Below are 23,317 nucleotides of genomic sequence, written 5' to 3'. Positions count from 1 at the left end.
CTCCCGCCGCCCCGCTCCACGCTTACGCCCGTCGCCCCGAAGGCTAGGCACTGCGCGAGGAGCCCACAAGAGGTCTGGACCAGTTGACGGCCCGGGAACGCGAAGATCCCCGGGACGCGCCGCACGCGCGCCCCGGGGATCTCACCGTCCGCGGGCGGGAAGGGGCGCGACCTACTTGTCGCCGCCCTTGCCCTCGTCGCCGCCGCTGCCCATGGACTCGTAGATCTCCTTGCACATGGGACAGACGGGGTACTTCTTCGGGTCGCGGCCCGGCACCCAGACCTTGCCGCACAGCGCCACGACGGGGGTGCCGTCGAGGGCGCTCGCCATGATCTTGTCCTTCTGGACGTAGTGGGCGAAGCGCTCGTGGTCGCCGTCGCCGTGGGACACCTGTGGCGTCGGCTCTACGAGGGTCCCCGTACCAGTCCCGCGCTCGGGCTCAAGAGTGCTCATACCAGCAAGGGTACTGAAACCGGCGGGCATCAGTTGAGCGACGGGTCGTCCGGGTACGTGGCCACCATCGCCAGCTCGTTGCGCTGGCGGCGCAGCACTTCACGCCAGAGTCTCTCGGGGGCCGGGGAGGACACGTCGCCCGGCTCGGACTCCACGACGTACCAGGCGCCCTCCACCAGCTCGTCCTCCAGCTGGCCCGGGCCCCAGCCGGCGTACCCGGCGAAGATCCGCAGGGAGCCGACGGCGGAGGCGAGCAGCTCCGGCGGTGCCTCCAGGTCGACCAGTCCGATCGCGCCGTGCACCCGCCGCCAGCCGAGTGGCGCGCCGTCCCCGTCCGCGCCGCCGGGGATCACGGCGACGCCGAGCGCGGAGTCCAGCGAGACGGGGCCGCCCTGGAAGACGACGCCGGGTTCACCGGCGAGGTCGGCCCAGTCCTCCAGGATGTCGCCGACGCCCACCGGGGTGGGCCGGTTGAGGACGACACCGAGGGAGCCCTCCTCGTCGTGGTCGAGGAGGAGCACCACCGCGCGGTCGAAGTTCGGGTCCGCCAGGGCGGGGGTGGCCACGAGCAGCCGCCCTGTGAGCGAGGACACCTCGGTCATGCCAGACATGATCCCGCATCTTCCCCCGGTGTGGGGAGCCAATCGGGGGCACGGGAGTGAAGGCAGCTCAGGGCGTACGGGAGCGACCCCGGCGCACGTCCCCGCGGCGGTGACCCCATGTGCCCGGCAGGGAACGGTTCGTGTTGTGACACAGCTATGACGCCTCTGGGCGGTCCGTGGACTTACGGACGGGGGGTGATCGGCGATTACCCTGTCTTCCCGGCCCGTGCGCACAGTGATCGGCCGGCCCCTGACCAACTCATCGGAACGCGAGATTCATGACCGTCAACGACGATGTCCTGCTTGTCCACGGCGGAACCCCGCTGGAGGGCGAGATCCGTGTCCGCGGTGCGAAGAACCTCGTGCCGAAGGCCATGGTCGCCGCCCTGCTGGGCAGCGAACCGAGCAGACTGCGCAACGTTCCGGACATCCGTGACGTGCGGGTCGTCCGCGGCCTGCTCCAGCTGCACGGGGTGACGGTCCGCCCGGGCGAGGAGCCCGGCGAGCTGGTGCTCGACCCGACGCGGGTCGAGAGCGCCAACGTGGCTGACATCGATGCCCACGCGGGTTCCAGCCGCATCCCGATCCTCTTCTGCGGCCCGCTGCTGCACCGCCTCGGCCACGCCTTCATCCCGGGCCTCGGCGGCTGTGACATCGGCGGCCGGCCCATCGACTTCCACTTCGACGTGCTGCGGCAGTTCGGCGCGACCATCGAGAAGCGGGCCGACGGGCAGTACCTGGAGGCTCCGCAGCGGCTGCGCGGCACGAAGATCCGGCTGCCGTACCCGTCCGTGGGCGCCACCGAGCAGGTGCTGCTGACGGCCGTACTGGCCGAAGGCGTCACGGAGTTGTCCAACGCGGCCGTCGAGCCGGAGATCGAGGACCTCATCTGCGTGCTGCAGAAGATGGGCGCGATCATCGCGATGGACACCGACCGCACGATCCGCATCACCGGTGTGGACAAGCTCGGCGGGTACACCCACCGCGCCCTCCCGGACCGCCTCGAGGCCGCGTCCTGGGCCTCCGCGGCGCTCGCGACCAACGGCAACATCTACGTGCGCGGCGCCCAGCAGCGCTCGATGATGACGTTCCTGAACACCTACCGGAAGGTGGGCGGTGCCTTCGAGATCGACGACGAGGGCATCCGGTTCTGGCACCCGGGCGGCCAGTTGAAGTCCATCGCGCTGGAGACGGACGTGCACCCCGGCTTCCAGACCGACTGGCAGCAGCCGCTGGTGGTGGCCCTGACCCAGGCCACGGGCCTGTCCATCATCCACGAGACGGTCTACGAGTCCCGCCTCGGCTTCACCTCCGCGCTGAACCAGATGGGCGCCCACATCCAGCTCTACCGCGAGTGCCTGGGCGGCTCCGCCTGCCGCTTCGGCGCGCGCAACTTCCTGCACTCCGCCGTCGTCTCGGGTCCCACCAAGCTGCAGGGCGCCGACCTGGTCATCCCCGACCTGCGCGGCGGCTTCTCGTACCTCATCGCGGCGCTGGCGGCCGAGGGCACGTCCCGCGTCCACGGCATCGACCTGATCAACCGCGGCTACGAGAACTTCATGGAGAAGCTCATGGAACTCGGCGCGAAGGTCGAGCTGCCGGGCAAGGCGCTCGGCTAGGCGCACGCACGCCGAAGGGCGGCCCCCCGGCCGGGGGGCCGCCCTTTGACGTCTGCGGCGTCGCGCCCCCGGTAAGGGGCGCGGGGAACTGCGTGGCCGGCCACAGCGGGCCCGCAGTCACCCACGGCGCTCCGTGCCACGGCGCTCCAGTGGACCGGCGCCGAAGCGGGGCGCTTACTTGCCCTTGGCGGCTTCCTTGAGCTTGGAGCCCGCGGTGACCTTCACGCTGAAGCCGGCCGGGATGTTGATGGGCTCGCCGGTCTGCGGGTTGCGCGCGGTGCGAGCGGCACGGTGGGTGCGCTCGAAGGTCAGGAAGCCGGGGATGGTGACCTTCTCGTCGCCCTTGGCGACGATCTCGCCGACGGTCTCGGCGAACGCGGCCAGCACGGCGTCGGCGTCCTTGCGGGTCACCTCGGCACGGTCGGCCAGCGCGGCCACCAGCTCACTGCGGTTCATGTTGTTACTCCCGTATTTTTCTTGCCGTTGGGGTGTGCCACGCGGCGGAGCCGCCCGAGGCACTGCGATGCCGATGCGCTCGCGCCCTTGGGGGTGCCCCCTGGGACTAAGTCCCTGGGGGAGCATCCTGCCCCTACCTGCGGCGGGAAAGCCAATCCGGCACCCGTAGGAGTCGTGAGAACACCCTGGGGAGTCGCACGAAAAGCGCCTGCTCGGCCGTCACCCTAGAGCGCAGCCGGCATCGCGGGGTTCCACGACGCGCCGGTGCGGGGGGCCGCCGTGGTGATGCTCACAGCCCCCTGCACATTACGGCACGCCCTGATCAGACGGTCGCCCCGGCCGCCTTGGCGGCCTCGCGGACCGCCCCGGCCACGGCGCCCGCGACCTTGTCGTTGAAGACGCTCGGGATGATGTAGTTCGGGTTCAGCTCGTCCTCGGTCACCACGTCGGCGAGGGCCTTCGCGGCGGCGAGCATCATCTCGGTGTTGACCGTGCGGGACTGGGCGTCCAGCAGGCCGCGGAAGACGCCCGGGAAGACGAGGACGTTGTTGATCTGGTTCGGGAAGTCGGAGCGGCCGGTGGCCACGACGGCCGCGGTCTGCCGGGCGACCGCCGGGTCGACCTCGGGGTCCGGGTTCGCGAGCGCGAACACGATGGCACCCTCGGCCATGGCGGCCACGTCGGCGCCGTCCAGGAGGTTCGGGGCGGAGACGCCGATGAAGACGTCGGCGTCGCGCACGGCCTCCTTCAGGGTGCCGGTGAGGCCCTCGGGGTTGGTGTTGTCGGCGATCCAGCGCAGCGGCGAGTCGGCCGGGGCGTTCACCAGGTCCTCGCGGCCGGCGTGCACGACCCCGTGGATGTCGGCGACGACGGCGTTCTTCACACCGGCGGCGATCAGCAGCTTGAGGATGGCCGTGCCGGCCGCGCCGGCGCCGGACATGACGACCCGGATGTTCTCGATCGCCTTGCTGGTGACACGCAGGGCGTTGGTGAGCGCGGCGAGCACGACGATGGCGGTGCCGTGCTGGTCGTCGTGGAAGACGGGGATGTCGAGGGCCTCGCGCAGCCGGGCCTCGATCTCGAAGCAGCGCGGCGCGGAGATGTCCTCCAGGTTGATGCCGGCGAAGCCGGGGGCGATCGCCTTGACGATCTCCACGATGGCGTCGGTGTCCTGGGTGTCCAGGCAGATCGGCCAGGCGTCGATGCCGGCGAAGCGCTTGAACAGGGCCGCCTTGCCCTCCATGACCGGCAGCGCGGCCTTGGGGCCGATGTTGCCGAGGCCGAGCACGGCGGAGCCGTCCGTCACGACCGCAACGGAGTTGCGCTTGATGGTGAGGCGGCGGGCGTCCTCGGGGTTCTCGGCGATGGCCATGCAGACCCGGGCCACGCCGGGCGTGTAGACCATGGAGAGGTCGTCACGGTTGCGGATGGGGTGCTTCGACGCCATCTCGATCTTGCCGCCGAGGTGCATGAGGAACGTACGGTCCGAGACCTTGCCCAGCGTGACGCCCTCGATGCCGCGCAGCTTCTCGACGATCTCCTCGGCGTGGGCCGTCGAGGTGGCCGCGATGGTGACGTCGATGCGGAGCTTCTCGTGGCCGGACGCGGTGACGTCGAGGCCGGTCACCGAGCCTCCGGAGGACTCCACGGCGGTGGTGAGCTGCGAGACGGCGGTTCCGCTCGCGGGCACCTCCAGCCGGATCGTCATCGAGTAGGAGACGCTGGGCGCCGTTGCCATGGCCGACTTCCTCTGCTTTCACCGTGTAGCGAGTTGTGCCGTCCGATCGTCGCACCTACCGCCGAGTACGTGGTACTCGCCCCGGGTTGCGGACGTTGTGTTCACGCGGGGTTCGCCGGCGGGCGCTGTTTTCGGAAAACGACTTCCACCATACGAGAATCGATCAGCCGGGGAAAGAGGCGCGCGAGGCAAAGAAAGAGACCCACGTCACTGTGGTGACGTGGGTCTCTCACACGCTATGACACCGACCCGCCATGCTCGCCTCGCGGCAAGTGGTCCCTCTGAGGGACGAAGGTTGGGCCCGGGGGCTTGGATCGGGCCGGTGCCACACCAAGGCTAACAAACGGATGCCGCAAGGCCATTCCCGGACCGCGGGTTCAGTCCCTGAGCAGATCCGGGACGCCCGCCGCGTCCGGCACGTCCCGCTCCCCCGACACCACCGTCAGCTGCTGGGTGGCCCGGGTCAGCGCCACGTAGAGCACGCGCAGGCCGGCCGGCGACTCGTCGGCGATCTCCGCGGGCGAGACGACGACCGTCGCGTCGTACTCCAGGCCCTTGGCCTCCAGGCTGCCGAGGGCCACCACCCGGTCGCCGAGCCCGGCCAGCCAGCGCCGGGCCTCCTCGCGCCGGTTCATCGCGACGACCACGCCGACCGTGCCGTCCACGAGGGCGAGCAGCCGCTCCGCCTCCGCGCGCGCGGTCTTCTCCAGCGAGTCGCGCACGACCGTGAAGCGCGGCTCGACGCCGGTGGACCGGACGGCCGACGGGGCCTCGGAGCCGGGCATGGCGAGCGCCAGCACCTTGGCGGCCAGCTCGGCGATCTCGGCCGGGTTGCGGTAGTTCACGGTGAGCTGGAAGCGGCGCCGGGGCCGGGTGCCGAGGGCCTCGTCACGGGCCTCGGCCGCCTCGTCCGGGTCGGACCAGGAGGACTGCGCCGGGTCGCCGACGACCGTCCAGGTGGCGTGCCGGCCGCGACGGCCGACCATGCGCCACTGCATCGGCGTGAGGTCCTGCGCCTCGTCCACGATGACGTGCGCGTACTCGGTGCGCTCCTGCGCCAGCCGCTCGGCCCGCTCCCGCTGCGACTCCTCGCGCACCGGCATCAGCTCCTCCAGGCCGGTGAGCTGGTCCAGCGGGTCCAGCTCCCGCTTCCTGCGCGGCCGGGCCGGGGCGCCGAGGACCGCCTGGAGCTCGTCGAGCATGGCGATGTCGTGCACCGAGTACCCGTCCCGCCTGAGCGAACGGGCGACCTTGCGGACCTCCCCGGGGTTCAGGATCCGCCGGGCCCAGCGGCCGAGCCGCTTCTCGTCGGCCATGGCGGCGAGCACGGCCCTCGGGGTCAGCTCGGGCCACCAGGCGTCGAGGAACGCGATGAAGGAGTCCTCGCCGGTGACGTCCTCGTCGAAGGAGGAGCGCAGTTCGGCGGCCAGCTCGGGGTCGGTGTGGCGGGTGGCGGCGCCGGAGCGCTCCCACAGGGCGTCCAGGAGCAGTTTGCGGGCGCGTGGGCGGAGCAGGTTGACGGGCGCGGTGCCGCCGAGGGCGGTACGGCGGACGCGTCCCAGCTCGTCGGCCTCCAGTTCGAGCCGGCGCCCGAAGGCGACGACCCGGAGCCGGGCGGGCGGGCCGGTGACGGTGTCGCCCTCCGCGGCGGCCGGCCCCAGTTCCAGCGCGCCCCGGGCGGCCTTCCGCAGCACCTTCAGCATCCGGTACGAGCCCTTGGCGCGGGCCACGGCCGGGGAGTCGTACAGCGTGGCCTCCGCGCCGTCGACCAGCGAGCCGATCGCGCGGATCGCGACCTGGCCCTCCTCGCCGAGCGAGGGCAGCACGCCCTCGGTGTAGGCGACGAGCAGCGGGGTCGGGGAGACGATGAGGATGCCGCCGGCGTAGCGTCTGCGGTCCTGGTAGAGCAGGTAGGCCGCGCGGTGCAGGGCGACGGCGGTCTTGCCGGTGCCCGGGCCGCCCTCCACGTAGGTGACGGAGGCGGCGGGGGCCCGGATGACCATGTCCTGCTCGGCCTGGATGGACGAGACGATGTCCCGCATGGTGTGGCCGCGGGCCTGGCCGAGCGCGGCCATCAGGGCGCCGTCGCCGATGACGGGCAGCGCGTCGCCGTCGAGGAAGGCCGTCAGCTCGGGCCGCATCAGGTCGTCTTCCACGCCGAGGACCCGGCGGCCCTTGGAGCGGATGACCCGGCGCCGCACCACCCGTCCCGGCTCCACGGGGGTGGCCCGGTAGAAGGGGGCGGCGGCGGGGGCGCGCCAGTCGATGACCAGCGGCGAGTAGTCCTCGTCCAGGACGCCGATACGGCCGATGTGCAGCGTCTCGGCGATGTCGGCGGTGTTGTCCGGCCGCACGGCCCCCTCGGCCGGCTCGACCGCGGTGTAGGCCCCGTCGGGCCCCTTCTTGCCGTCCTTGCCGGGCAGCAGGTCGATGCGTCCGAAGAGGAAGTCCTCGAACTCGTTGTTGAGCCGGTTGAGGTGGATGCCGGCCCTGAAGACCTGGGCGTCCCGTTCGGCGAGCGCGCCCGGGGTGCCCACCTGGCCGCGTTGGGCCGCGTCGTGCATCAGGAACTCGGCCTCGTGGATCTTCTCCTCCAGGCGCTGGTACACCCGGTCCAGGTGTTCCTGCTCGACGCTGATCTCCCGGTCGCGGACGGAATCGGGTGCGTCCTGTACCGAGCCGACCGCGGACTGCTGAACCTGAGCGGCCACCGGGCCCCCTTCTGACGTGCTGGGCAGCCGTCAACCGTACGCGAAGGGGGCCCGTCGAAGCTACGTCGGCTACGCGTCCACCTGGACGAGCTTCTTGCCCTCGAACGTGACCACCTCGAAGTGGTCGATCTCGTTGGGCTGGAAGGCCGCGGCCCCGCCGATGTACAGCGGTTGCTTCGACTGCTCGGTCTTGGCGCCCGGAACGCCGTACCCCCAGTCGGGCACGGACCACGACGACATGGTCACGCGCTGCCCGTTCTTGGCGACGAGCACCAGGGAGCACTTCAGCGGGCCCTTGACGTTCTTCAGCTCCAGCACCGCCTGGGTGCCCCAGTCCTTCCCCGCCATGGCGACGGTGGCGCTGACGTGGGTCGACGCGTCCGTCGCGGACTTCTTGTCGGACAGGGTCCGGAAGGTCGCCTGGGCCGGCGTGGCGGTGACCTGCCCGCCGTTGTCCGAGCCGCCGTCGACCGCCACCGCCGCCAGCGGCCCGGCGATGATCAGCGCCGCCGCCGCAGCGATCATGTAGAAGCCGCGCCGGCGCTTCTGGGCGCGCTTCTCGGCGACCTCGTCGACCAGCTTCTCCACCAGCCGCGGGCTGGGTTTCGCGGACAGCGACTCGCCGATCGCGGGCGTGCTGCCGGAGCCCGGCAGGTCCGCGAGCGCGGCCAGCATCGGCTCCATCCCGGCCAGCTCGTCAAGCTGCTGGGCGCACCACTCGCAGCCGGCGAGATGCGCCTCGAAAGCGGTTGCCTCGGCGTCGTCGAGGATGCCGAGGGCGTAGGCGCCGACGGTCTCGTGCTCGCTCGGCACCGAAGATCCCTGACTGGGGCTCATGGGCCCAGACATACCCGGACCACCCGGTCCGAATCCCTGCATCCCCCCGTACCCGCTGCTCATCACGCCGTCACCCCCCGCTCCTCCAGTGCCAGCTTCATCGACCGCAGGGCGTAGAACACCCGGGAACGGACCGTTCCGCTCGGTATGCCCAGTGTTTCGGCCGCCTCATTGACGGTACGCCCCTTGAAGTACGTCTCGACGAGCACCTCCCGGTGGGCCGGGGTCAGGTCGTCGAGCGCGTCCGACAGCGTCATCAGCCACAGCGCCTTGTCGATCTCGTCCTCCGCGGGGATGACCTCCAGCGGCGACGGATCGACCTCCTGCGGCCGGGCCTGCCGGCTGCGGTGGCCGTCGATGACGATGCGGCGCGCGACCGTCACCAGCCAGGGGCGTACCGAACCGGTCGCCCGATTGAGCTGACCGGCGTTCTTCCAGGCACGGATGAGCGTTTCCTGTACGACGTCCTCGGCGCGCTGCCGGTCACCGGCGACCAGCCGCAGGACGTACGCGAGCAGGGGTCCGGCGTGCTCCCGGTACAGCGCACGCATCAGCTCCTCATCCGGCTCCGAGGGCTGTGAGGACATGCGATGTCGGGCCCTCGCTCCACGTTCATTGGCCACGGCCGCATCCTTGCGCACGCCCACCTCCGGTGTCCGGGGGTTCCCCCAGTCGGTCGCTCGCCCACCCGTACGGACGGGGGCGGCCCGGTGTTCAAACCGGAGTGACAGATTTCTTGAGGTCGACGTGACGAGCGGGACATGCGCGCACATTCCCACCGCTCGATCTTCACATCTCCGACACGTGGACGGGGTCGCCGGAAGATCCCCGTGTACGGGGCACCCGAACCCGGTGTAGCGGAAATCACTCCGCCCTCAGGCCCGCGTCGGCGCCGCCCGCCGCCGGTGCCGGGCGACCCGCTCCCGGTTCCCGCACACCTCGCTGGAACACCAGCGCCGGCGCCGGCCCCGGGAGGTGTCCAGGTACAGCAGGGGGCAGTCGTCCCCCTCGCACTCACGGACGGCGGCCCGCGCGACGGGGTCGGTGAGCAACTCGACGGCGTCCCGGGCGACGAGCGCGAGCAGTGCGGCGGAGCCGGGCGGCCCGGCCAGCTCCCGCACCAGCCCGCCCCCTTGCGCGGGTACGGCGACGGGCGCGGGGGTCGCGCCGCGGGCGAGCTCGTTCACGCGCCCGAGCGCCCGCCCGTACGACGCCCCGCTCCCGGCTCCCGGCCCGCGCACCAGCACCCGTACGCAGCCGCGCAGTTCCCGGAACCCGGTCAGCCAGGAGGCGTCGGCGTGACCGAGCGCCGTACCGTCGGGCACGAGCCCGGCGCCCCCGATCCACGCGCACAACGCGCCGACGCCGTCCAGCCGTTCGCCCGGATGCGTGGTGGCGAGGAGATCCAGGCACACCCGCCCGGCGTCGAACCGCGGCGCGGACGCGGAGGGGGCGCTACCGAGTGCCATGGGCCAGTCACCGCCTGGGCAGAACCGTGCGGGGTCTCCCCCACAGTGCCCGCGCGGAGGGGACACCGGAACCCCCCGCGCCACGCTCGCGGTGGGCTCTTCGGGACACCCCGGGCCGGAGTCGTGCCTCACCGGCTCCTCCCCCGCCGAGTGAGAGCAACGTTCCCTCGCGGTGACCCACAGCCACAGGCCGGAAACGCGTCCTGCCTACCTTCGGGCTGAGTCAGCGGTCGGCAGACCGAGCAGCCGGAGCACCGTGGAGGCGTGATGACAGGCCCAGCCCCAACCCGTCGCAGTGGCCGCTGGATCGAGCGCTGGGATCCGGAGGACGAGGCGTTCTGGCGGGCGACCGGCGAGCGGATCGCCCGCCGCAACCTGTGGTTCTCCGTCCTGTCCGAGCACATCGGCTTCTCCGTGTGGACCCTGTGGTCGGTCCTGGTCCTGTTCATGGGCCCGGAGTACGGCCTCACGCCCGCCGACAAGTTCCTGCTGACGTCGGTGGTCACGCTGGTCGGCGCGGTCGTCCGGGTGCCGTACACCTTCGCCGTGGCCGTCTTCGGCGGCCGCAACTGGACGATCATCTCGGCGAGCCTGCTGCTGATCCCGACCGTCGCCGCGTTCGTGGTGATGGAGCCGGGGACGTCGTACTCCGCCTTCCTCCTGGTGGGTCTGCTGGCCGGCATCGGCGGCGGCAACTTCGCCTCCTCCATGACCAACATCAACGCCTTCTTCCCGCTCCGGAAGAAGGGCTGGGCGCTCGGTCTCAACGCGGGCGGCGGCAACATCGGCGTCCCCGTCATCCAGCTCGTCGCCCTCGCGATCATCGGCGCGAGCGGCGGCCCGCGCGTACTGCTCGGCATCTACATCCCGCTGATCGTCGTGGCCGCCGTGCTCGCCGCGCTGTTCATGGACAACCTGGCCTCGGTGAGGAACGACACCGGCGCGGCCAGGGACGCCGCCCGGGACCCCCACACCTGGATCATGTCCGTGCTCTACATCGGCACCTTCGGCTCCTTCATCGGCTACAGCTTCGCCTTCGGCCAGGTGCTGACGAACGGCTTCGGCCGCACGCCCCTCCAGGCCGCGTACCTCACCTTCATCGGCCCGCTGCTCGGCTCCCTGGTCCGCCCCCTCGGCGGCCGGCTCGCCGACCGCTACGGCGGCGCCCGCATCACCCTGTGGAACTACGTCGGCATGGCCGCCGCCACCGCCGTCCTCATCGTGGCCGGCATGCAGAAGTCGCTGCCGCTGTTCGTGTCCGTCTTCGTCGTCCTGTTCGTGCTCAGCGGGCTCGGCAACGGCTCGACGTTCAAGATGATCCCCGGCATCTTCCAGGCCAAGGCGCTGGCCGAGGGCCTGGAGGGCGAGGCGGCCGTCGCCCACGCCCGGCGGCTGTCCGGCGCGTCCATGGGCCTGATCGGCGCGGTCGGCGCGCTCGGCGGCGTCGGCATCAACCTGGCCTTCCGCCAGTCCTTCCTCTCCTACGGCTCCGGCACGGGCGCCTTCGTCGCCTTCCTCGCCTACTACGGCGTCTGCTTCGTGGTCACCTGGGCCGTATACCTTCGTCGTACGGCGGCGCGGGTCCCGGCCACGACCACCGCGTCGGAGGCGGAGGCCCGGCTCAGCTACGCCGAGGTGTGACGTAACACCGGTGACATCGGGCCGAACCGAGCCTGTCACGCATCGTTGACAGGCTCGATCGGCGCGCCGGTCAGCTAGGAGAGCCCATGTACGACGAAGAGCAGCACCCCGAGCACGGCCCCCTCGCCGGGTTCACCGTGGGCGTGACCGCCGCGCGCCGGGCCGAGGAACTGGGCGCCCTGCTCCAGCGGCGCGGCGCCACCGTCGTGCACGCCCCCGCCCTGCGGATCGTGCCGCTCGCGGACGACGGCGAACTGCTCGCCGCCACGAAGGAGATCATCGACCAGGCGCCGGACGTCGTGGTCGCCACCACGGCGATCGGCTTCCGGGGCTGGATCGAGGCCGCGGACGGCTGGGGCCTCGGCGAACAGCTGCTGGGCCGGCTGCGCGGGGTCCGCCTGCTGGCCCGCGGCCCCAAGGTGAAGGGCGCGATCCGCGCGGCGGGTCTCACCGAGGAATGGTCGCCGTCCTCGGAGTCCCTGGCCGAGGTGCTGGACCGCCTCCTGGAGGACGGCGTCGACGGCGACCGTGTCGCCGTACAGCTCCACGGCGAGCCCCTCCCCGGCTTCGTGGAGTCGCTGCGGGCGGCCGGGGCGGACGTGGTGCCCGTCCCGGTGTACCGGTGGATGCCGCCCGAGGACCTCAGCCCGCTCGACCGCCTCCTGGACGCGGCCGTCACCCGTGGCGTGGACGCCCTCACCTTCACCAGCGCCCCCGCCGCGGCCTCCCTCCTCTCCCGCGCGGAGGACCGCGGTCTGCTGGACGACCTGCTGTCCGCGCTGGCCCACGACGTCCTCCCGGCCTGCGTCGGCCCGGTCACCGCGATCCCCCTCCAGGCCCGCGGGGTGGACACGGTCCAGCCGGAACGCTTCCGCCTCGGCCCCCTGGTCCAGCTCCTGTGCCAGGAACTCCCGGCCCGCGCCCGGTCCCTGCCCGTCGCCGGGCACCGGGTGGAGATCCGCGGCCACGCGGTCCTCGTGGACGGCGACCTCAGGCCGGTCCCCCCGGCCGGCATGTCCCTGTTGCGCGCCCTGGCCCGCCGCCCCGGCTGGGTCGTCCCCCGCGCCGACCTCCTGCGCGCCCTTCCCGGCGCGGGCCGCGACGAACACGCCGTCGAGACGGCGATGGCCCGCCTCCGCACGGCCCTCGGCGCGCCGAAGCTGATCCAGACGGTGGTGAAGCGGGGCTACCGCCTGGCCCTGGACCCGGCGGCGGACGCGAAGTACGCGGACGCGTGAGCCGACGTCCGGGCCCTGTTCACAAGTAGGTGGCCTGGTGGACGTAGAGGCACTCGTGCCGCGGCACGATCAAATAGAGGAAGAACCCGCCGGGCACATGCGACACGTTCCCTTTCGGGCCCGCCTCCTGGTACGAGGTGCCGTCGAGGTAGAACGCGGCTGCCGCGCGGACCAGCTCGTCGGCCTGCTTCTCGACCTCGGCCACGAAGGCGGGTGGAGCGCCGCCGATGACGTACGCCTCGTCCGGGTCGTACTCCCACCGCCACGTCACGCGGACACCGCCTGCCGGGCCTCGGTCTCGATGGTGCGGAGCTCTGCCATCGCCGTGCGGAACCCGGGGTCCTCCCGGCTGCCGGCGTTGTGCACGGCGACAAGGGCGGCCTGGTAGCGGGAACGCAGGTCGGGTCGCCGCTCGATCTCCACCTGTGCCTGCCAGTAGCTGAGCCAGTACTGGAGGTGGCCGATCTTGCCATCCTGGAGGGCGGCCCCCAGAGCCTGCTCCTTGTGCTGCTCCATTTCGCCCAGGCGATGCGGGGCAATGCGCGCCAGCGCGATGCGAACCGCCGCCGGGGTGCCCTCGGGGCGCGGGATCAGCTCGTGACTGTGGTCCGGTTGTGTGGTCACACCGCGGCTCCTCCGTGCGCACGTGCTCGGCTTCCTGCACCCCACCGTACTGGGCATCACGGACAGCGACGTGGCATCCGGCGCGGCGGCGCCCCGCCCACCTCGAACCACAGCGGCTTCCCGGCGCCCTGGTCCAGCGGGCTGTCCGCCAGGACAGCCCGCCCCAGGAGTCGGCGTACTCCTGCACGAGGTGCAGCCCGCGCCCCGCTTCGGCGTCCACCGAAGCGGCCGTGACACGGTCCCAGGGCGGATCCCCGAACGGCGCCGGGACACGCGGGTGGCTGTCCCGGACGCCGACCCGCAGCCGGCCGTCCGCGAGAGCGGTGAGCCGGAGGGAGGCGGGGCCAGTGGTGTGCCGGTAGGCGTTGCCGACCAGCTCGGACGTCAGCAGTTCGACCGCGTCGAGGACTTCGCGTCTGCCGTGCCCGTTCAGCACGGCCCGTACGGTCATACGTGCGACGCGTGCCGCGCGGGGATCATGCGGCACACTCGTGTGAGGGAGGGCAACGCCGCGTCGCGGCCGGGAAGGGGACGTCGTGCCGCCCACCAACAGCCCTACGCTGCGGCAGCGAAGGCTGGGTGCGGAGCTGCGAAAACTTCGGGAGCGGGCGGGACTCACCGCCACTGGTGCCGCCGAACTGCTCGGCGTCAACCAGTCGCGTGTCAGCATGATCGAGACCGGCCGCACGCCCATCAGCGCGGACCGGCTGCGCTCCATGGCGCACGTCTACGACTGCTCGGACGAAGCGCTCATCGACGCCCTTGCCGCGATGACCGGACGACGCGCCCGTGGCTGGTGGGAGGGGTACCGCGAACACCTCCCGGCCGCGCTGGTCGACCTCGCGGAACTGGAGCACTACGCGACCGGCTTGCGAGTCACCCTCGCCCTGCGCATCCCGGCACTGCTGCAGACCACCGACCACGCGCGAGCCCTGTTCCAAGCGGTGGTGCCGTCGATGCGGCAGTACGAGATCGAGCACCGCCTCACGCACCGGATCAAGCGGCAGGGCATCCTGCACCGGGAGCAGCCGCCTCGGTACGCGGCGATCATCCACGAGTCGGCACTGCGGATGCGCTTCGGCGGCCCCGACGTCAGACGCGGCCGGCTCCAGCACCTGCTCGACATGAGCGAACTCCCCCACGTCAGCGTGCGGGTGATCCCCTTCGACACGGAGTCCTACCCGAGCACCGGGCAGTCCTTCGACTACGTCGAGGGCCAGGTGCCGCAGCTCGACACCGTCCAGTTGGACACTCAACCGCAGTACGACGACGGTCGGCCTCACCCTCGCTTCCTCGACCTGGGCGGACTTCCTTCTGTACGCGGCGCGAGCCGACTCCTCGGCCGCTTCGCGTTGACGGTTGCCGGGATCGGCAGCCACGGACGCTCACCGAACGCGTCACGCCGCGGGGAGGACCAGTCCGGACAGCCGGAAGGCCGTCTGTGACCACGTCACCCAGCCGTTCGTCGGCGGATTCCCGTCCGCTGACGGACTACCTCCGATACCAACTGCAACAACCCGATCCTTGACGCGCCAGACGGAGGACCCTCCTGGCAGACAGGTCGATCTCGGTCGACAACCCATCTGCCAGGAGCATCACTCCTTCCCGAACACCACCCCCGACGTCGCTAGCCCGTCGCTCCGTGTTTTGTCCGAACGTCGCGGCTGAAGGAGCAGACCCACTTCTGCCGACGGCTGTCCCACTCCATGCTGATGGACACCACGGTCGCGTCGCAGTCCTTCAGCCTCTCGATGGCCGCAGGCAGCGCCCGCAGTGCCTCATCGGGCAAATTGAGTTCGCACACGAGACTCAGCTTGCCGTCTCCCGACCGCAGTACGACGACGGTCGGCCTTGCACCCCTCCTCCCCCTTTTACGTTGCGGCATTACGAAGGAACCGAGCCATGCGCGGACCGTTTGGTATGCCCCGTCCGCAGCTTTGGAGGCCATCGACTGAATGAACGGCGCCAAGGCCCACGTGGCGGCCGTGGCACTCACGGTCACAAACACCTCGCCCGCGTCCGACTTCCTTCGAGCCATGCTTTCCGCTCGTGGGATGGGATCGCATTCCGGATCTTCGGTGCACGGATTCGCCTTACCCTGCCGCATTTGCACCTTTTGCACTCCCAGTGCTCCTCAGGGCTACGCCAGCAGAATGTTCCATACCCCCGGCAGGGTGTTATGAACTGCCTGACGGTGCGTCCGTCTGTGCGCCGTTCAGCAGGTGCGAGCCGACTGCGCTCCGGACATGGATCACCGCGTCCCGTGCGGGGCCGAGATGCGAGCTAGGCGTGTCATCACCCTGGTCGCTTCCGCCGATCTACTGGAGCGCCCCTCCTCCCTGTCGCCGGCCGTCGTGACCTGTTTCCCGGACCTCGGTCTCGGCCGCCTCCTCTGCCCCGCGTCGCCGGGAGCGGCTCAAGGCTCTGGAACTGCTCAAGTGGTTTGATGACGGCGGCCCGTGGCCTTCACCCTGGTCGTATGAAGGGATTCGCGGGGTTCGGCAGGAAGCAGGATCTGGTGCTGGTGATCCGGGACTCGGACCTGGTCGGGGCGGCGCTGCGGGAGGCGTTGGACGGGGCCCCGGAGGAGGAGCGCGCGGGGCTGGAGCGGGCCGTCGCGCTCGTCGGGGCCACCGCCGGCACCAGCGAGGCACGACTCCGAGCCGACTGGGTCCGCGCCCGGCTGGCCGACGTCGGCTTCACCGGGGACATCGCCTCCGTCGCCGCCGTCAAGGCGCTGCGCCAGGCCGAGCCGGGCCTGAGCCTGCTGGCGGCGGTGCAGTTGCAGAAGGACGCCGTGACCCATCGGGAGTAGGGAGCCGCGGCTTCAGCCGACCGGTGTCGCCTCCGGCACCGGCGGGCGCTCCGTCGGCGGCGCCGCCACCCCGCCCGTGCGGCGGAGTTTCTGCCAGCGCAGCCGGCCGCCGGTGAGGGCGGTGATCCAGGACTGGAGCAGGACGACGTACATCAGCTGGCGGTACAGGAGCTGCTGGAGGGGGAGGGAGAGGAGCGGGGTGAGGCGCTCGCGGTCCAGGTGGAAGGCGTACCCCGCGCAGAGCGCCTGGACGGCCAGGACCGCGCACCAGGCCAGGACCGTCCTGGCCGTCGGGCCGAAGACCAGGCCGTAGACCAGGAAGAGGTCGATCAGGGGGGCCAGGAGCGGGGCCACGACCATGAAGAGGGAGACGAGGGGCAGGCCCACCCGGCCGAAGCGGCCCGACGGGCCCCGGTCGAACAGCGCGCGGCGGTGCTTCCAGATGGCCTGCATGGTGCCGTACGACCAGCGGTAGCGCTGTGACCACAGCTGCTGGACCGACTCGGGCGCCTCCGTCCAGGCGCGGGCCTTCTCGGCGTACACCACGCGCCAGCCGTCGCGGTGCAGGGCCATCGTGACGTCGGTGTCCTCGGCGAGCGTGTCGTCGCTCATGCCGCCGACCCGTTGCAGGGCCGAGCGGCGGAACGCCCCGACCGCACCCGGGATCGTCGGCATGCAGCGCAGGACGTCGTACATGCGGCGGTCGAGGTTGAAGCCCATCACGTACTCGATGTGCTGCCACGCGCCGATCAGCCGGTTCTTGTTGCCGACCTTGGCGTTGCCGGCGACGGCGCCGACGCGCGGGTCGGCGAAGGGCTGGACGAGTTCGCGGACGGTCGCCGGTTCGAAGACGGTGTCGCCGTCCATCATCACGACCAGCTCGTGACGGGCGTGCGCCAGGCCCCGGTTGAGCGCGGCCGGCTTGCCCGCGTTGGCCTGGCGGATCACCCGTACGTCCGGCAGGTCCAGCGCCTCGACGATGTCGGCCGTGCCGTCCGCCGAACCGTCGTCGATGACCAGCACCTCGATGGGGTGTTCGCTGCGCATGAGCGAACGGACCGTGTTCTCGATGCACTTGGCCTCGTTGTACGCCGGCACCAGCACCGACACCGGCTCGGTGACCGGCTCCTCGCCCCAGCGGAAACCGGGGCGCCGGGTGCGGCGGGCGTGCGCGCCGGACAGCAGCAGCATCAGGCCGAAGCGGGCGAGGACGAGGCAGCCGACGAGGGCGAGACCGGCGACGAGGACCGTGGTGATGCCGTCGGACGCCTTCACCAGGAGGATCCAGGCCTTCCCCTTCCACAGCCCGAGGCCGGTGACCGGGGTGTCGGCGCTCGGGGCCCGCAGCGCTCCGGTGAGGGTCTGGAAGGTGTACCCCTGGTGCTGGAGCCGGGGCAGGAGCCGGTCGAGCGCCTGGACGGTCTGGTGCCGGTCGCCGCCCGAGTCGTGCATGAGGACGACCGCGCCCCGGCCGCCGTGGGGCGTGGCGTTGCGGATGATCCGCTCGACGCCCGGCTTGCGCCAGTCCTCGCTGTCGGTGTCGTCCACGACCGTGAGGTAGCCGCGGCTGCCGATGTACCGCGTCACCGGCCAGGACCGGTTGTCGATCGCGTTCGCGGAGGAGGAGTACGGCGGCCGGAACAGCGAGCTGCGGATCCCGGCCGCGCCGGCGAGCGCCAGCTGGTTCTGCGACAGCTCCCAGTCGATGCGCTTGGTGGAGTGGTACGACAGGTCGGGGTGGCCGAAGGTGTGCAGGCCGACCTCGTGGCCCTCGGCGACCATGCGCCGGACCAGCTCGGGGTGGCGGGAGGTCATGGTGCCGGTGACGAAGAAGACCGCGTGCGCGTGGTGCTTCTTCAGCACGTCGAGCACCTTCGGGGTCCAGGTCGGGTCGGGGCCGTCGTCGAAGGTGAGGACGATGCGGTGGTCGGGTATGCGCAGGCTGTCGCTGCGGCCGTCGCGCGTGTCGATGACCGGGCCGCCCTCCAGGACGCGCCGCGGGACCTTGTCGTTCGCCGCGGCGGGCCGGACGCGGTGGTCGGCGAGGATCTCGTTGTGCACGTAGCCGCGCAGCATGAGCATCGCCAGGGTCGCCGCCAGGACCAGGAGGGGAAGCAGGTAGCGCAGCGGCAGCCGGGTACGGCGGCGGGGGTGTGAGGCCATCGGTGGGTGTTCCGCCCGGTCGTCAGAGGGAGAGCTTGGGGTGCGGGCGCCGGGTGTGACCGGGCGGGGTGTGGGTCCGGCCCGGCGGGGTCGGCGTGGCCGCCGGAGCGGTGGCCGTGGCGGTGGCTGTGGCGGTGGCGGACGGTGCCGGGGACGCGTCGGTGGCCGGGGCCGACGGAGCCGGGGAACCGGTGGTCCCGGCGTCGGCGGCGGGCGCGGAGGCGGTGGAACCGTCCGGACCGGTGGACGCGGAGGCGCGGGCGCCGGCGGGCGCTCCGCCGGCCGGTACGGCGGTGCCGCCCGCCCCGGCGCCGACGACGGGTGCGGTCACCGCGCCGGCTCCCGGCGCGGTCGGGGTCGTGGAGACGCTGGGCAGCGGTGAGGTGTCCGCCTTGCCGGCCGGCTTGTCCGCGTGCTGGCCCGGTACCGGCAGCCAGGGCGCGGCGGAGTCGCCGGACAGCAGGGTGGCGACGATGACGGCGGCGTAACCGGCACAGGCGACGGCCACGGCCACGCCGAGCCGGCGGAAACGACGGCTGCGACGGCCCGACTCGTCCACGAAGACGGGCCCGTCCGAGCCACGGGAGTCCCGCGCGGCCGACTCCGCACCCGCGGCGCCGAGTTGCACGTCGCCCAGCCGGACGGTCTGGTCCAGCGGGGTGGAAGCGGGGGCGGGAGCGGGGGTGGGGCTGGGGGCAGGGCCAGATGCCGGGGCCTCGGCGGTGCCGGTCGCGGCCCCGGGGGGCGCCTGTTCGCCGGGGTCGACGCGCTCGCCGGGCTCGGCGGCCACCGCGGGCTCGGCAGACTCGGCGGGCATGCTCGGCTCGCCGGGACCAGTGGACGCGGCGGGCTCGCCGGGTTCGGCGGGTTCGCCGGGTTCGCCGGGCTCGGCGGCCACCGGGGGCTCGCCGGTCTCAACGGCAGCCGCGGGCCCGGCCGATGCACCGGGCCGCTCCGACGCGGCGGACGCCCCGGACGCACCCTGCGCCTCAGCTCCGGCCGGCTGCGGGGAGTCGCCCGGCTCACCCGGACCAGGGGACCCGGCTGCGGTCCCCGCCACCCGCGATGTCTCACGCGTATCGGCCTCGGAGTCGCCGAAGGCCCCCGCGCCGACACCGGAGTCCGCGACCCGCGTGACCCGCGCGTCCGATTTCATCCCCTCGTCGCCCCCGCCCACCGCTTCACCACGCCCTTCGGACGCCATCTCTCGCCCCTCGGGTTGGGCGCCTTCAGGACACTTTTCCACGCGCGTTCATCCCCCCACGGGACAGTTGCGGGCGCGCTCACGATCCCGGGCGCCCGTCGACCGGACCGGACACCCACCCGGCCCGAGCGGCCGACTACCACCCTGGGCCCGGGCCAAGAATGTAACGCACGCGGAGGAGTGCCATGCGCCGGGCGGGGTAGGAGCGGAGGCCCGGCCTCCGGGTCACCCGCCGTTCATGACGTCCTCGTCCATGGCCGGAATCCATCCGTCGACGGGCCGCCGCAGCCACCCCTCCACCCGAGCGATCTCGGCCACCGCGTTCCGCAGCGCGGTCAGTCCGGGATGTACCAACCCCTTCCGCCAGACCAGGGAGACCGGCGACAGCGGGACGGGGTCGACCAGGGGCCGTCGTACCGTCCCGGGCAGGGGCGGGAAGTCCACGACGGCCAGCACCGGATTGCGGGTCTTCGCCATGATGCGGCCGAACTCCTCGTCACCGACGGCCAGCGGGAGCGGCGGGGCGAGCCGGACGGCGTGGTCCTGGAAGAGGCGCAGGGCCAGGTCTGTCCACTCCCGGGTGCGCGGGTTGCCGGCACCGGCGTACACCGTCTCGCCGGCCAGCGCGGACAGCGGCACCCGCGCCGACGCGGCCAGCGGGTGGTCGTCGGGCAGCACGACGGCCATCGGCTCGTACCGCACCGGCTCCTGCTCCAGGCCGGAGCGGAGCGCCGGGTCCAGTCCGGCGAACCGGCCGAAGGAGACGTCCAGACGGCCGGCGAGCACCTCGGCGGCGGCTCCGGTGAGGCCGCTCTCGTAGCGGGCCATCAGCTCGCAGTCGGGGGCGAGTTCGCGGGCCCGGTGCAGTACGCGGCGACCGGTGGCCAGGCCCGGTGAGTTGAGGTCGACCAGCAGCGGACGGGCCTGGCCGGCGGCGAACGCGGCGAGCAGGTCGTCCTGGGCGGCGAGGACCCGGCGCGCGTGCGGCAGCAGACGTTCGCCGTCCGGGGTCAGCGTGACCTGCCGGGTGGTCCGGACGAACAGCTCGGCACCCAGCTCCCGTTCCAGCCGCCGTACGTCCCGGCTGAGCGCCTGCTGGGCGACGTACAGCCGGGCCGCCGCCCGCGTGAAGTGCAGTTCCTCGGCGACGGCGACGAAGGAACGCAGCAGGCGGGGGTCTATGTGGGCGGGGGCGGACATGGCGGCGAATTTACAACGCGGGCGCGTGGATCGGGGCGCAGAAGGTGTTGGACCCGGTGATCCGCCGCGGGCGACTGTGGGGCCATGCCCCAGGAGACCACCCAAGACGTCCGAGAGAGCCGAACAGACGGCAGGAGCGGCCAGGCCGGCGGGTACCGCGGCCTGTTCCGTCTCCCCGGCGCCCGCGCCTTCACCACCGGCAACCTCCTCGCCCGTCTGCCGATGGGCATGTTCAGCGTGAGCGCGGTCGTGATGATCGCCGGTGCCCGTGGCTCGTACGCCCTCGCCGGTGCCGTCACCGCCACGGGGCTCGCGGCGACCGCGCTCGCCGGGCCCTGGCTCGCCCGGCTGGTCGACCGGCACGGGCAGGCCCGGGTCGCCCTGCCGGCCACGGTCGTGTCCGTGCTGGCCAGCCTCGCGCTGCTGCTCTGCGTCCGCCACGACACCCCGGACTGGGCCCTGTTCGCCGCCTACGCCGGCACCGCCGCCACCCCCAACATCGGCGGCCTGTCCCGCGCCCGCTGGGCCCATCTGCTGCGGGACGAGCCCGGCGCGCTGCACACGGCGAACGCGTTCGAGCAGGCCGCGGACGAACTGTGCTTCATGCTCGGGCCGGTGCTCGCGTCCTTCCTGACCGGCACGTTCTTCCCGGAGGCGGGGACCCTCACCGGGGCGGTGTTGCTGCTCGCCGGCATGCTGCTGTTCCTCGCGCAGCGGACGACCGAGCCGCCGCCGTCGCCCCGCTCACAGGGGCCCTCGCCGCTGCGCAGCCCGGGCATCCCGTCCCTGCTGGCCTGCTTCACGGCGACCGGCGCGGTGTTCGGCTCCATGGAGGTCGTCACGATCGCCTACGCCGACGCGCAGGGGCACCGCGCGGCGGCCGGGGCCGTGCTCGCGCTCCAGGCGGCGGGCTCGTGCGCGGCGGGGCTGGTGTACGGGGCGCGGAAGCCGGCCGGGGCGCGCCTGTCCTGGTGTCTGGCGGCGATGGCCGGCCTCATGACCCTGCCCTGGCTCGCGGCCGGCACCCGGTCCCTGCCGGTGCTGGCGGGTGCGCTGCTGGTGGCGGGGATGGCGACGGCGCCGACGATGGTGACGGCGATGACGCTGGTACAGCGGCGGACCCCGGCCGACCGGCTCAACGAGGGGATGAGTCTGATGGTGACGGGCCTGCTCACCGGCATCGCGTGCGGTTCGGCGACGGGCGGCTGGGCGGCGGAGCACCTCTCCCCCACCACCGCGTACACCACACCGGTGGCCGCCGCCGCCCTCGCCCTCGCCCTGGCCGCGCTCACCGGCGCAGGCCGGGCGCGGAAGAGCTGCGAAGGGGCGCGGAGAGCTGCGCGACCAGCCACGACGCACCCGCAGCCGGGAGCGGACCCGCACCCCCAGGGCACCACCCCATGACACAGGCCCCGCCGCTGGAAGCGACGGGGCCTGTGCCCACATGGGGTCGGCCCCCGGAGGGGCCTCGTGGAGATGGCGGGAATCGAACCCGCGTCCAACGGTGCGGAATCAGGGCTTCTCCGTGTGCAGTCCGCTGCGATTTTCTCGGCCCCGGAGATCACGCGGACAAGTCTCCGACGGGCTCAGTCACTGTTTGGTTTCCCTCTACACCCCGTGACCGGGTCTAGAGGTTTAGTTCCCTAGCTGATGCCAGGATCCGGGTCGGGAACAGCCCCGGGCTGACACTTCGCAAGTCGCTACTTAGGCAGCGAGGGCGAAGGAATCGCGCTTGGTGTTGGCGATTATTTTTTGCGACATATGGTTTACGAGATCATTGCCGCTTCCTCGACACGCTTCCCCTGCTTCGACATCCGCTGTCGAAACCGATCATCCCCATGTTGATTTTTCAATCCCTCCGAGGAGGGTGAGCGCACCCTCTGTGGAGTGCACCGCCATCGTACGTGACCAACGCCCGACGATGCCAGCCTATTCCCGTCGGCCCGTCGGCCCGTCGGCCGGCTAGAGGCCGCGCTGCCTGCGCTTCGCCGCCGCGATCGCCCGGTCCGCCTCCCGCCGGTCCTGCTGCTCCCGCAGGGTCTGCCGCTTGTCGTACTCCTTCTTGCCCCGTGCGAGGGCGATCTCGGCCTTCGCCCGGCCGTCCTTGAAGTAGATGGCGAGGGGCACGATCGTGTGTCCCGTCTCCTGCGCCTTCGACTCCAGCTTGGCGATCTCCTCGCGGTGCAGGAGCAGCTTGCGCTTGCGGCGCGCGGAGTGGTTGGTCCAGCTGCCCTGGTGGTACTCGGGGATGTGGGCGTTGTACAGCCACGCCTCGCCCCGGTCGATCTGGACGAAGCCGTCGGTCAGCGAGGTCCGCCCCTCGCGCAGCGACTTGACCTCCGTGCCCATGAGCACGAGCCCGGCCTCGTAGGTGTCGATGATCGCGTAGTCGTGCCGGGCCTTCTTGTTCTGGGCGACGATCTTGCGCTTGCCGCCCTTCTCGCCGTCCCTGGCCTTGGCGGCCCCGCCGCCCTGCTTGGGCTGGGACTCCTTCGGTACGTACATTCCCTTGCTCATAGTGCCCACCATTTTCGCACCACACAGGGG

General features: G+C 72.0%; 20 protein-coding genes, 1 other RNA gene and 1 pseudogene. 6 read left to right on the top strand and 16 right to left on the bottom strand.

Annotated elements, in window-relative coordinates; translation table 11 throughout:
- Window positions 1–171: 171 nt before the first annotated feature.
- Both LG395_RS16610 and LG395_RS16605 read right to left on the bottom strand, forming a co-directional pair.
- Window positions 172–453 (bottom strand): DUF3039 domain-containing protein, encoded by a 282-nt coding sequence (locus LG395_RS16610; RefSeq protein ID WP_030651613.1) that lies wholly within the window; start codon window positions 451–453, stop codon window positions 172–174.
- 29 nt (window positions 454–482) lie between these two features.
- The gene (locus LG395_RS16605; RefSeq protein ID WP_171155759.1) at window positions 483–1,055 is read right to left on the bottom strand and encodes a YqgE/AlgH family protein; all 573 of its coding nucleotides are present in this window, start codon (window positions 1,053–1,055) and stop codon (window positions 483–485) included.
- 278 nt (window positions 1,056–1,333) lie between these two features.
- On the opposite strand from LG395_RS16605, the gene murA reads away from it, so the two are divergent.
- Complete coding sequence (gene murA, locus LG395_RS16600; RefSeq protein WP_171155758.1) at window positions 1,334–2,674, top strand: UDP-N-acetylglucosamine 1-carboxyvinyltransferase; 1,341 nt, start codon at window positions 1,334–1,336, stop codon at window positions 2,672–2,674.
- Between the two features lie 174 nt (window positions 2,675–2,848).
- Here the strand turns inward: murA and LG395_RS16595 are convergent, their stop codons facing one another.
- The 6 genes from LG395_RS16595 to LG395_RS16570 form a co-directional block, all read right to left on the bottom strand.
- Entirely contained in the window at window positions 2,849–3,130 is a 282-nt protein-coding gene (locus tag LG395_RS16595; protein ID WP_014673024.1) for an HU family DNA-binding protein, read from the bottom strand.
- 322 nt (window positions 3,131–3,452) lie between these two features.
- A complete protein-coding gene (locus tag LG395_RS16590) occupies window positions 3,453–4,868 on the bottom strand; it encodes an NAD-dependent malic enzyme (protein ID WP_171155757.1) in 1,416 nt (471 codons plus the stop codon).
- Window positions 4,869–5,245: 377 nt separating this feature from the next.
- Window positions 5,246–7,579 carry a HelD family protein gene (locus LG395_RS16585; RefSeq protein WP_225810278.1) on the bottom strand — a complete coding sequence of 778 codons (2,334 nt, stop codon included), beginning with the start codon at window positions 7,577–7,579 and terminating at the stop codon, window positions 5,246–5,248.
- Between the two features lie 69 nt (window positions 7,580–7,648).
- Entirely contained in the window at window positions 7,649–8,416 is a 768-nt protein-coding gene (locus LG395_RS16580; RefSeq protein WP_171155755.1) for an anti-sigma factor family protein, read from the bottom strand.
- Window positions 8,417–8,478: 62 nt separating this feature from the next.
- On the bottom strand, window positions 8,479–9,063 hold the full coding sequence (locus tag LG395_RS16575; RefSeq protein ID WP_009188888.1) for a sigma-70 family RNA polymerase sigma factor: 585 nt from the start codon (window positions 9,061–9,063) through the stop codon (window positions 8,479–8,481).
- Between the two features lie 228 nt (window positions 9,064–9,291).
- Window positions 9,292–9,885 carry a CGNR zinc finger domain-containing protein gene (locus LG395_RS16570; RefSeq protein ID WP_225810277.1) on the bottom strand — a complete coding sequence of 198 codons (594 nt, stop codon included), beginning with the start codon at window positions 9,883–9,885 and terminating at the stop codon, window positions 9,292–9,294.
- Between the two features lie 267 nt (window positions 9,886–10,152).
- Between LG395_RS16570 and LG395_RS16565 the strand changes: the two genes are divergently transcribed.
- Together LG395_RS16565 and LG395_RS16560 are read left to right on the top strand one after the other, a co-directional pair.
- Window positions 10,153–11,526, top strand: coding sequence for a nitrate/nitrite transporter (locus LG395_RS16565; protein ID WP_225810276.1), 1,374 nt, complete (start codon window positions 10,153–10,155; stop codon window positions 11,524–11,526).
- Window positions 11,527–11,612: 86 nt separating this feature from the next.
- Complete coding sequence (locus tag LG395_RS16560) at window positions 11,613–12,764, top strand: uroporphyrinogen-III synthase (RefSeq protein WP_171155752.1); 1,152 nt, start codon at window positions 11,613–11,615, stop codon at window positions 12,762–12,764.
- 19 nt (window positions 12,765–12,783) lie between these two features.
- Here LG395_RS16560 and LG395_RS16555 read toward each other — a convergent pair whose 3' ends face one another.
- The 3 genes and pseudogenes from LG395_RS16555 to LG395_RS41455 all read right to left on the bottom strand — a co-directional run.
- Window positions 12,784–13,035 carry a hypothetical protein gene (locus tag LG395_RS16555; protein WP_171155751.1) on the bottom strand — a complete coding sequence of 84 codons (252 nt, stop codon included), beginning with the start codon at window positions 13,033–13,035 and terminating at the stop codon, window positions 12,784–12,786.
- On the bottom strand, window positions 13,032–13,388 hold the full coding sequence (locus LG395_RS16550) for a hypothetical protein (RefSeq protein WP_171155750.1): 357 nt from the start codon (window positions 13,386–13,388) through the stop codon (window positions 13,032–13,034). The genes LG395_RS16555 and LG395_RS16550 overlap by 4 nt, the downstream gene beginning before the upstream one ends.
- A 226-nt stretch (window positions 13,389–13,614) precedes the next feature.
- Window positions 13,615–13,839: pseudogene (locus tag LG395_RS41455) on the bottom strand (ATP-binding protein); the annotation flags it as partial.
- An 85-nt stretch (window positions 13,840–13,924) separates the two neighbouring features.
- On the opposite strand from LG395_RS41455, the gene LG395_RS16540 reads away from it, so the two are divergent.
- Together LG395_RS16540 and LG395_RS16535 are read left to right on the top strand one after the other, a co-directional pair.
- Window positions 13,925–14,833 (top strand): helix-turn-helix domain-containing protein, encoded by a 909-nt coding sequence (locus tag LG395_RS16540; protein ID WP_225810275.1) that lies wholly within the window; start codon window positions 13,925–13,927, stop codon window positions 14,831–14,833.
- Window positions 14,834–15,867: 1,034 nt separating this feature from the next.
- Window positions 15,868–16,203 (top strand): hypothetical protein, encoded by a 336-nt coding sequence (locus LG395_RS16535; protein ID WP_225810274.1) that lies wholly within the window; start codon window positions 15,868–15,870, stop codon window positions 16,201–16,203.
- A gap of 12 nt (window positions 16,204–16,215) precedes the next feature.
- Here LG395_RS16535 and LG395_RS16530 read toward each other — a convergent pair whose 3' ends face one another.
- The 3 genes from LG395_RS16530 to LG395_RS16520 form a co-directional block, all read right to left on the bottom strand.
- On the bottom strand, window positions 16,216–18,366 hold the full coding sequence (locus LG395_RS16530; RefSeq protein ID WP_225810273.1) for a bifunctional polysaccharide deacetylase/glycosyltransferase family 2 protein: 2,151 nt from the start codon (window positions 18,364–18,366) through the stop codon (window positions 16,216–16,218).
- 22 nt (window positions 18,367–18,388) lie between these two features.
- Window positions 18,389–19,183: a hypothetical protein gene (locus LG395_RS16525; protein WP_225810272.1), complete on the bottom strand. Its 795-nt coding sequence runs from the start codon at window positions 19,181–19,183 to the stop codon at window positions 18,389–18,391.
- A gap of 612 nt (window positions 19,184–19,795) precedes the next feature.
- Window positions 19,796–20,770 carry a LysR family transcriptional regulator gene (locus tag LG395_RS16520; RefSeq protein WP_225810271.1) on the bottom strand — a complete coding sequence of 325 codons (975 nt, stop codon included), beginning with the start codon at window positions 20,768–20,770 and terminating at the stop codon, window positions 19,796–19,798.
- Between the two features lie 84 nt (window positions 20,771–20,854).
- Here LG395_RS16520 and LG395_RS16515 point away from each other — a divergent pair, with 84 nt between their 5' ends.
- The gene (locus LG395_RS16515) at window positions 20,855–22,174 is read left to right on the top strand and encodes an MFS transporter (RefSeq protein WP_225810270.1); all 1,320 of its coding nucleotides are present in this window, start codon (window positions 20,855–20,857) and stop codon (window positions 22,172–22,174) included.
- A gap of 64 nt (window positions 22,175–22,238) precedes the next feature.
- Here LG395_RS16515 and ssrA read toward each other — a convergent pair.
- Together ssrA and smpB are read right to left on the bottom strand one after the other, a co-directional pair.
- Window positions 22,239–22,608: a transfer-messenger RNA gene (gene ssrA, locus LG395_RS16510) on the bottom strand.
- 124 nt (window positions 22,609–22,732) lie between these two features.
- Complete coding sequence (gene smpB, locus LG395_RS16505; protein WP_225810428.1) at window positions 22,733–23,275, bottom strand: SsrA-binding protein SmpB; 543 nt, start codon at window positions 23,273–23,275, stop codon at window positions 22,733–22,735.
- Window positions 23,276–23,317: the final 42 nt, after the last annotated feature.

It is taken from the genome of Streptomyces spinosus, assembly GCF_020400655.1.
Classification (GTDB): domain Bacteria; phylum Actinomycetota; class Actinomycetes; order Streptomycetales; family Streptomycetaceae; genus Streptomyces; species Streptomyces argyrophylli.
The sequence above is the reverse complement of the archived record's forward strand: the minus strand, read 5'-3'. Positions and strand labels throughout refer to the sequence as shown.

Excerpts from the sequence above, each read along its gene's own strand:
- LG395_RS16570 (WP_225810277.1), bottom strand. The coding sequence starts at position 9,885 with ATGGCACTCGGTAGCGCCCCCTCCGCGTCCGCGCCGCGGTTCGACGCC.
- LG395_RS16560 (WP_171155752.1), top strand. The coding sequence starts at position 11,613 with ATGTACGACGAAGAGCAGCACCCCGAGCACGGCCCCCTCGCCGGGTTC.
- LG395_RS16520 (WP_225810271.1), bottom strand. The coding sequence starts at position 20,770 with ATGTCCGCCCCCGCCCACATAGACCCCCGCCTGCTGCGTTCCTTCGTC.
- LG395_RS16605 (WP_171155759.1), bottom strand. The coding sequence starts at position 1,055 with ATGACCGAGGTGTCCTCGCTCACAGGGCGGCTGCTCGTGGCCACCCCC.
- murA (WP_171155758.1), top strand. The coding sequence starts at position 1,334 with ATGACCGTCAACGACGATGTCCTGCTTGTCCACGGCGGAACCCCGCTG.
- LG395_RS16535 (WP_225810274.1), top strand. The coding sequence starts at position 15,868 with ATGAAGGGATTCGCGGGGTTCGGCAGGAAGCAGGATCTGGTGCTGGTG.
- LG395_RS16525 (WP_225810272.1), bottom strand. The coding sequence starts at position 19,183 with ATGCCCGCCGAGTCTGCCGAGCCCGCGGTGGCCGCCGAGCCCGGCGAG.
- LG395_RS16595 (WP_014673024.1), bottom strand. The coding sequence starts at position 3,130 with ATGAACCGCAGTGAGCTGGTGGCCGCGCTGGCCGACCGTGCCGAGGTG.
- LG395_RS16580 (WP_171155755.1), bottom strand. The coding sequence starts at position 8,416 with ATGAGCCCCAGTCAGGGATCTTCGGTGCCGAGCGAGCACGAGACCGTC.
- LG395_RS16515 (WP_225810270.1), top strand. The coding sequence starts at position 20,855 with ATGCCCCAGGAGACCACCCAAGACGTCCGAGAGAGCCGAACAGACGGC.
- LG395_RS16565 (WP_225810276.1), top strand. The coding sequence starts at position 10,153 with ATGACAGGCCCAGCCCCAACCCGTCGCAGTGGCCGCTGGATCGAGCGC.
- LG395_RS16530 (WP_225810273.1), bottom strand. The coding sequence starts at position 18,366 with ATGGCCTCACACCCCCGCCGCCGTACCCGGCTGCCGCTGCGCTACCTG.
- smpB (WP_225810428.1), bottom strand. The coding sequence starts at position 23,275 with ATGTACGTACCGAAGGAGTCCCAGCCCAAGCAGGGCGGCGGGGCCGCC.
- LG395_RS16610 (WP_030651613.1), bottom strand. The coding sequence starts at position 453 with ATGAGCACTCTTGAGCCCGAGCGCGGGACTGGTACGGGGACCCTCGTA.
- LG395_RS16590 (WP_171155757.1), bottom strand. The coding sequence starts at position 4,868 with ATGGCAACGGCGCCCAGCGTCTCCTACTCGATGACGATCCGGCTGGAG.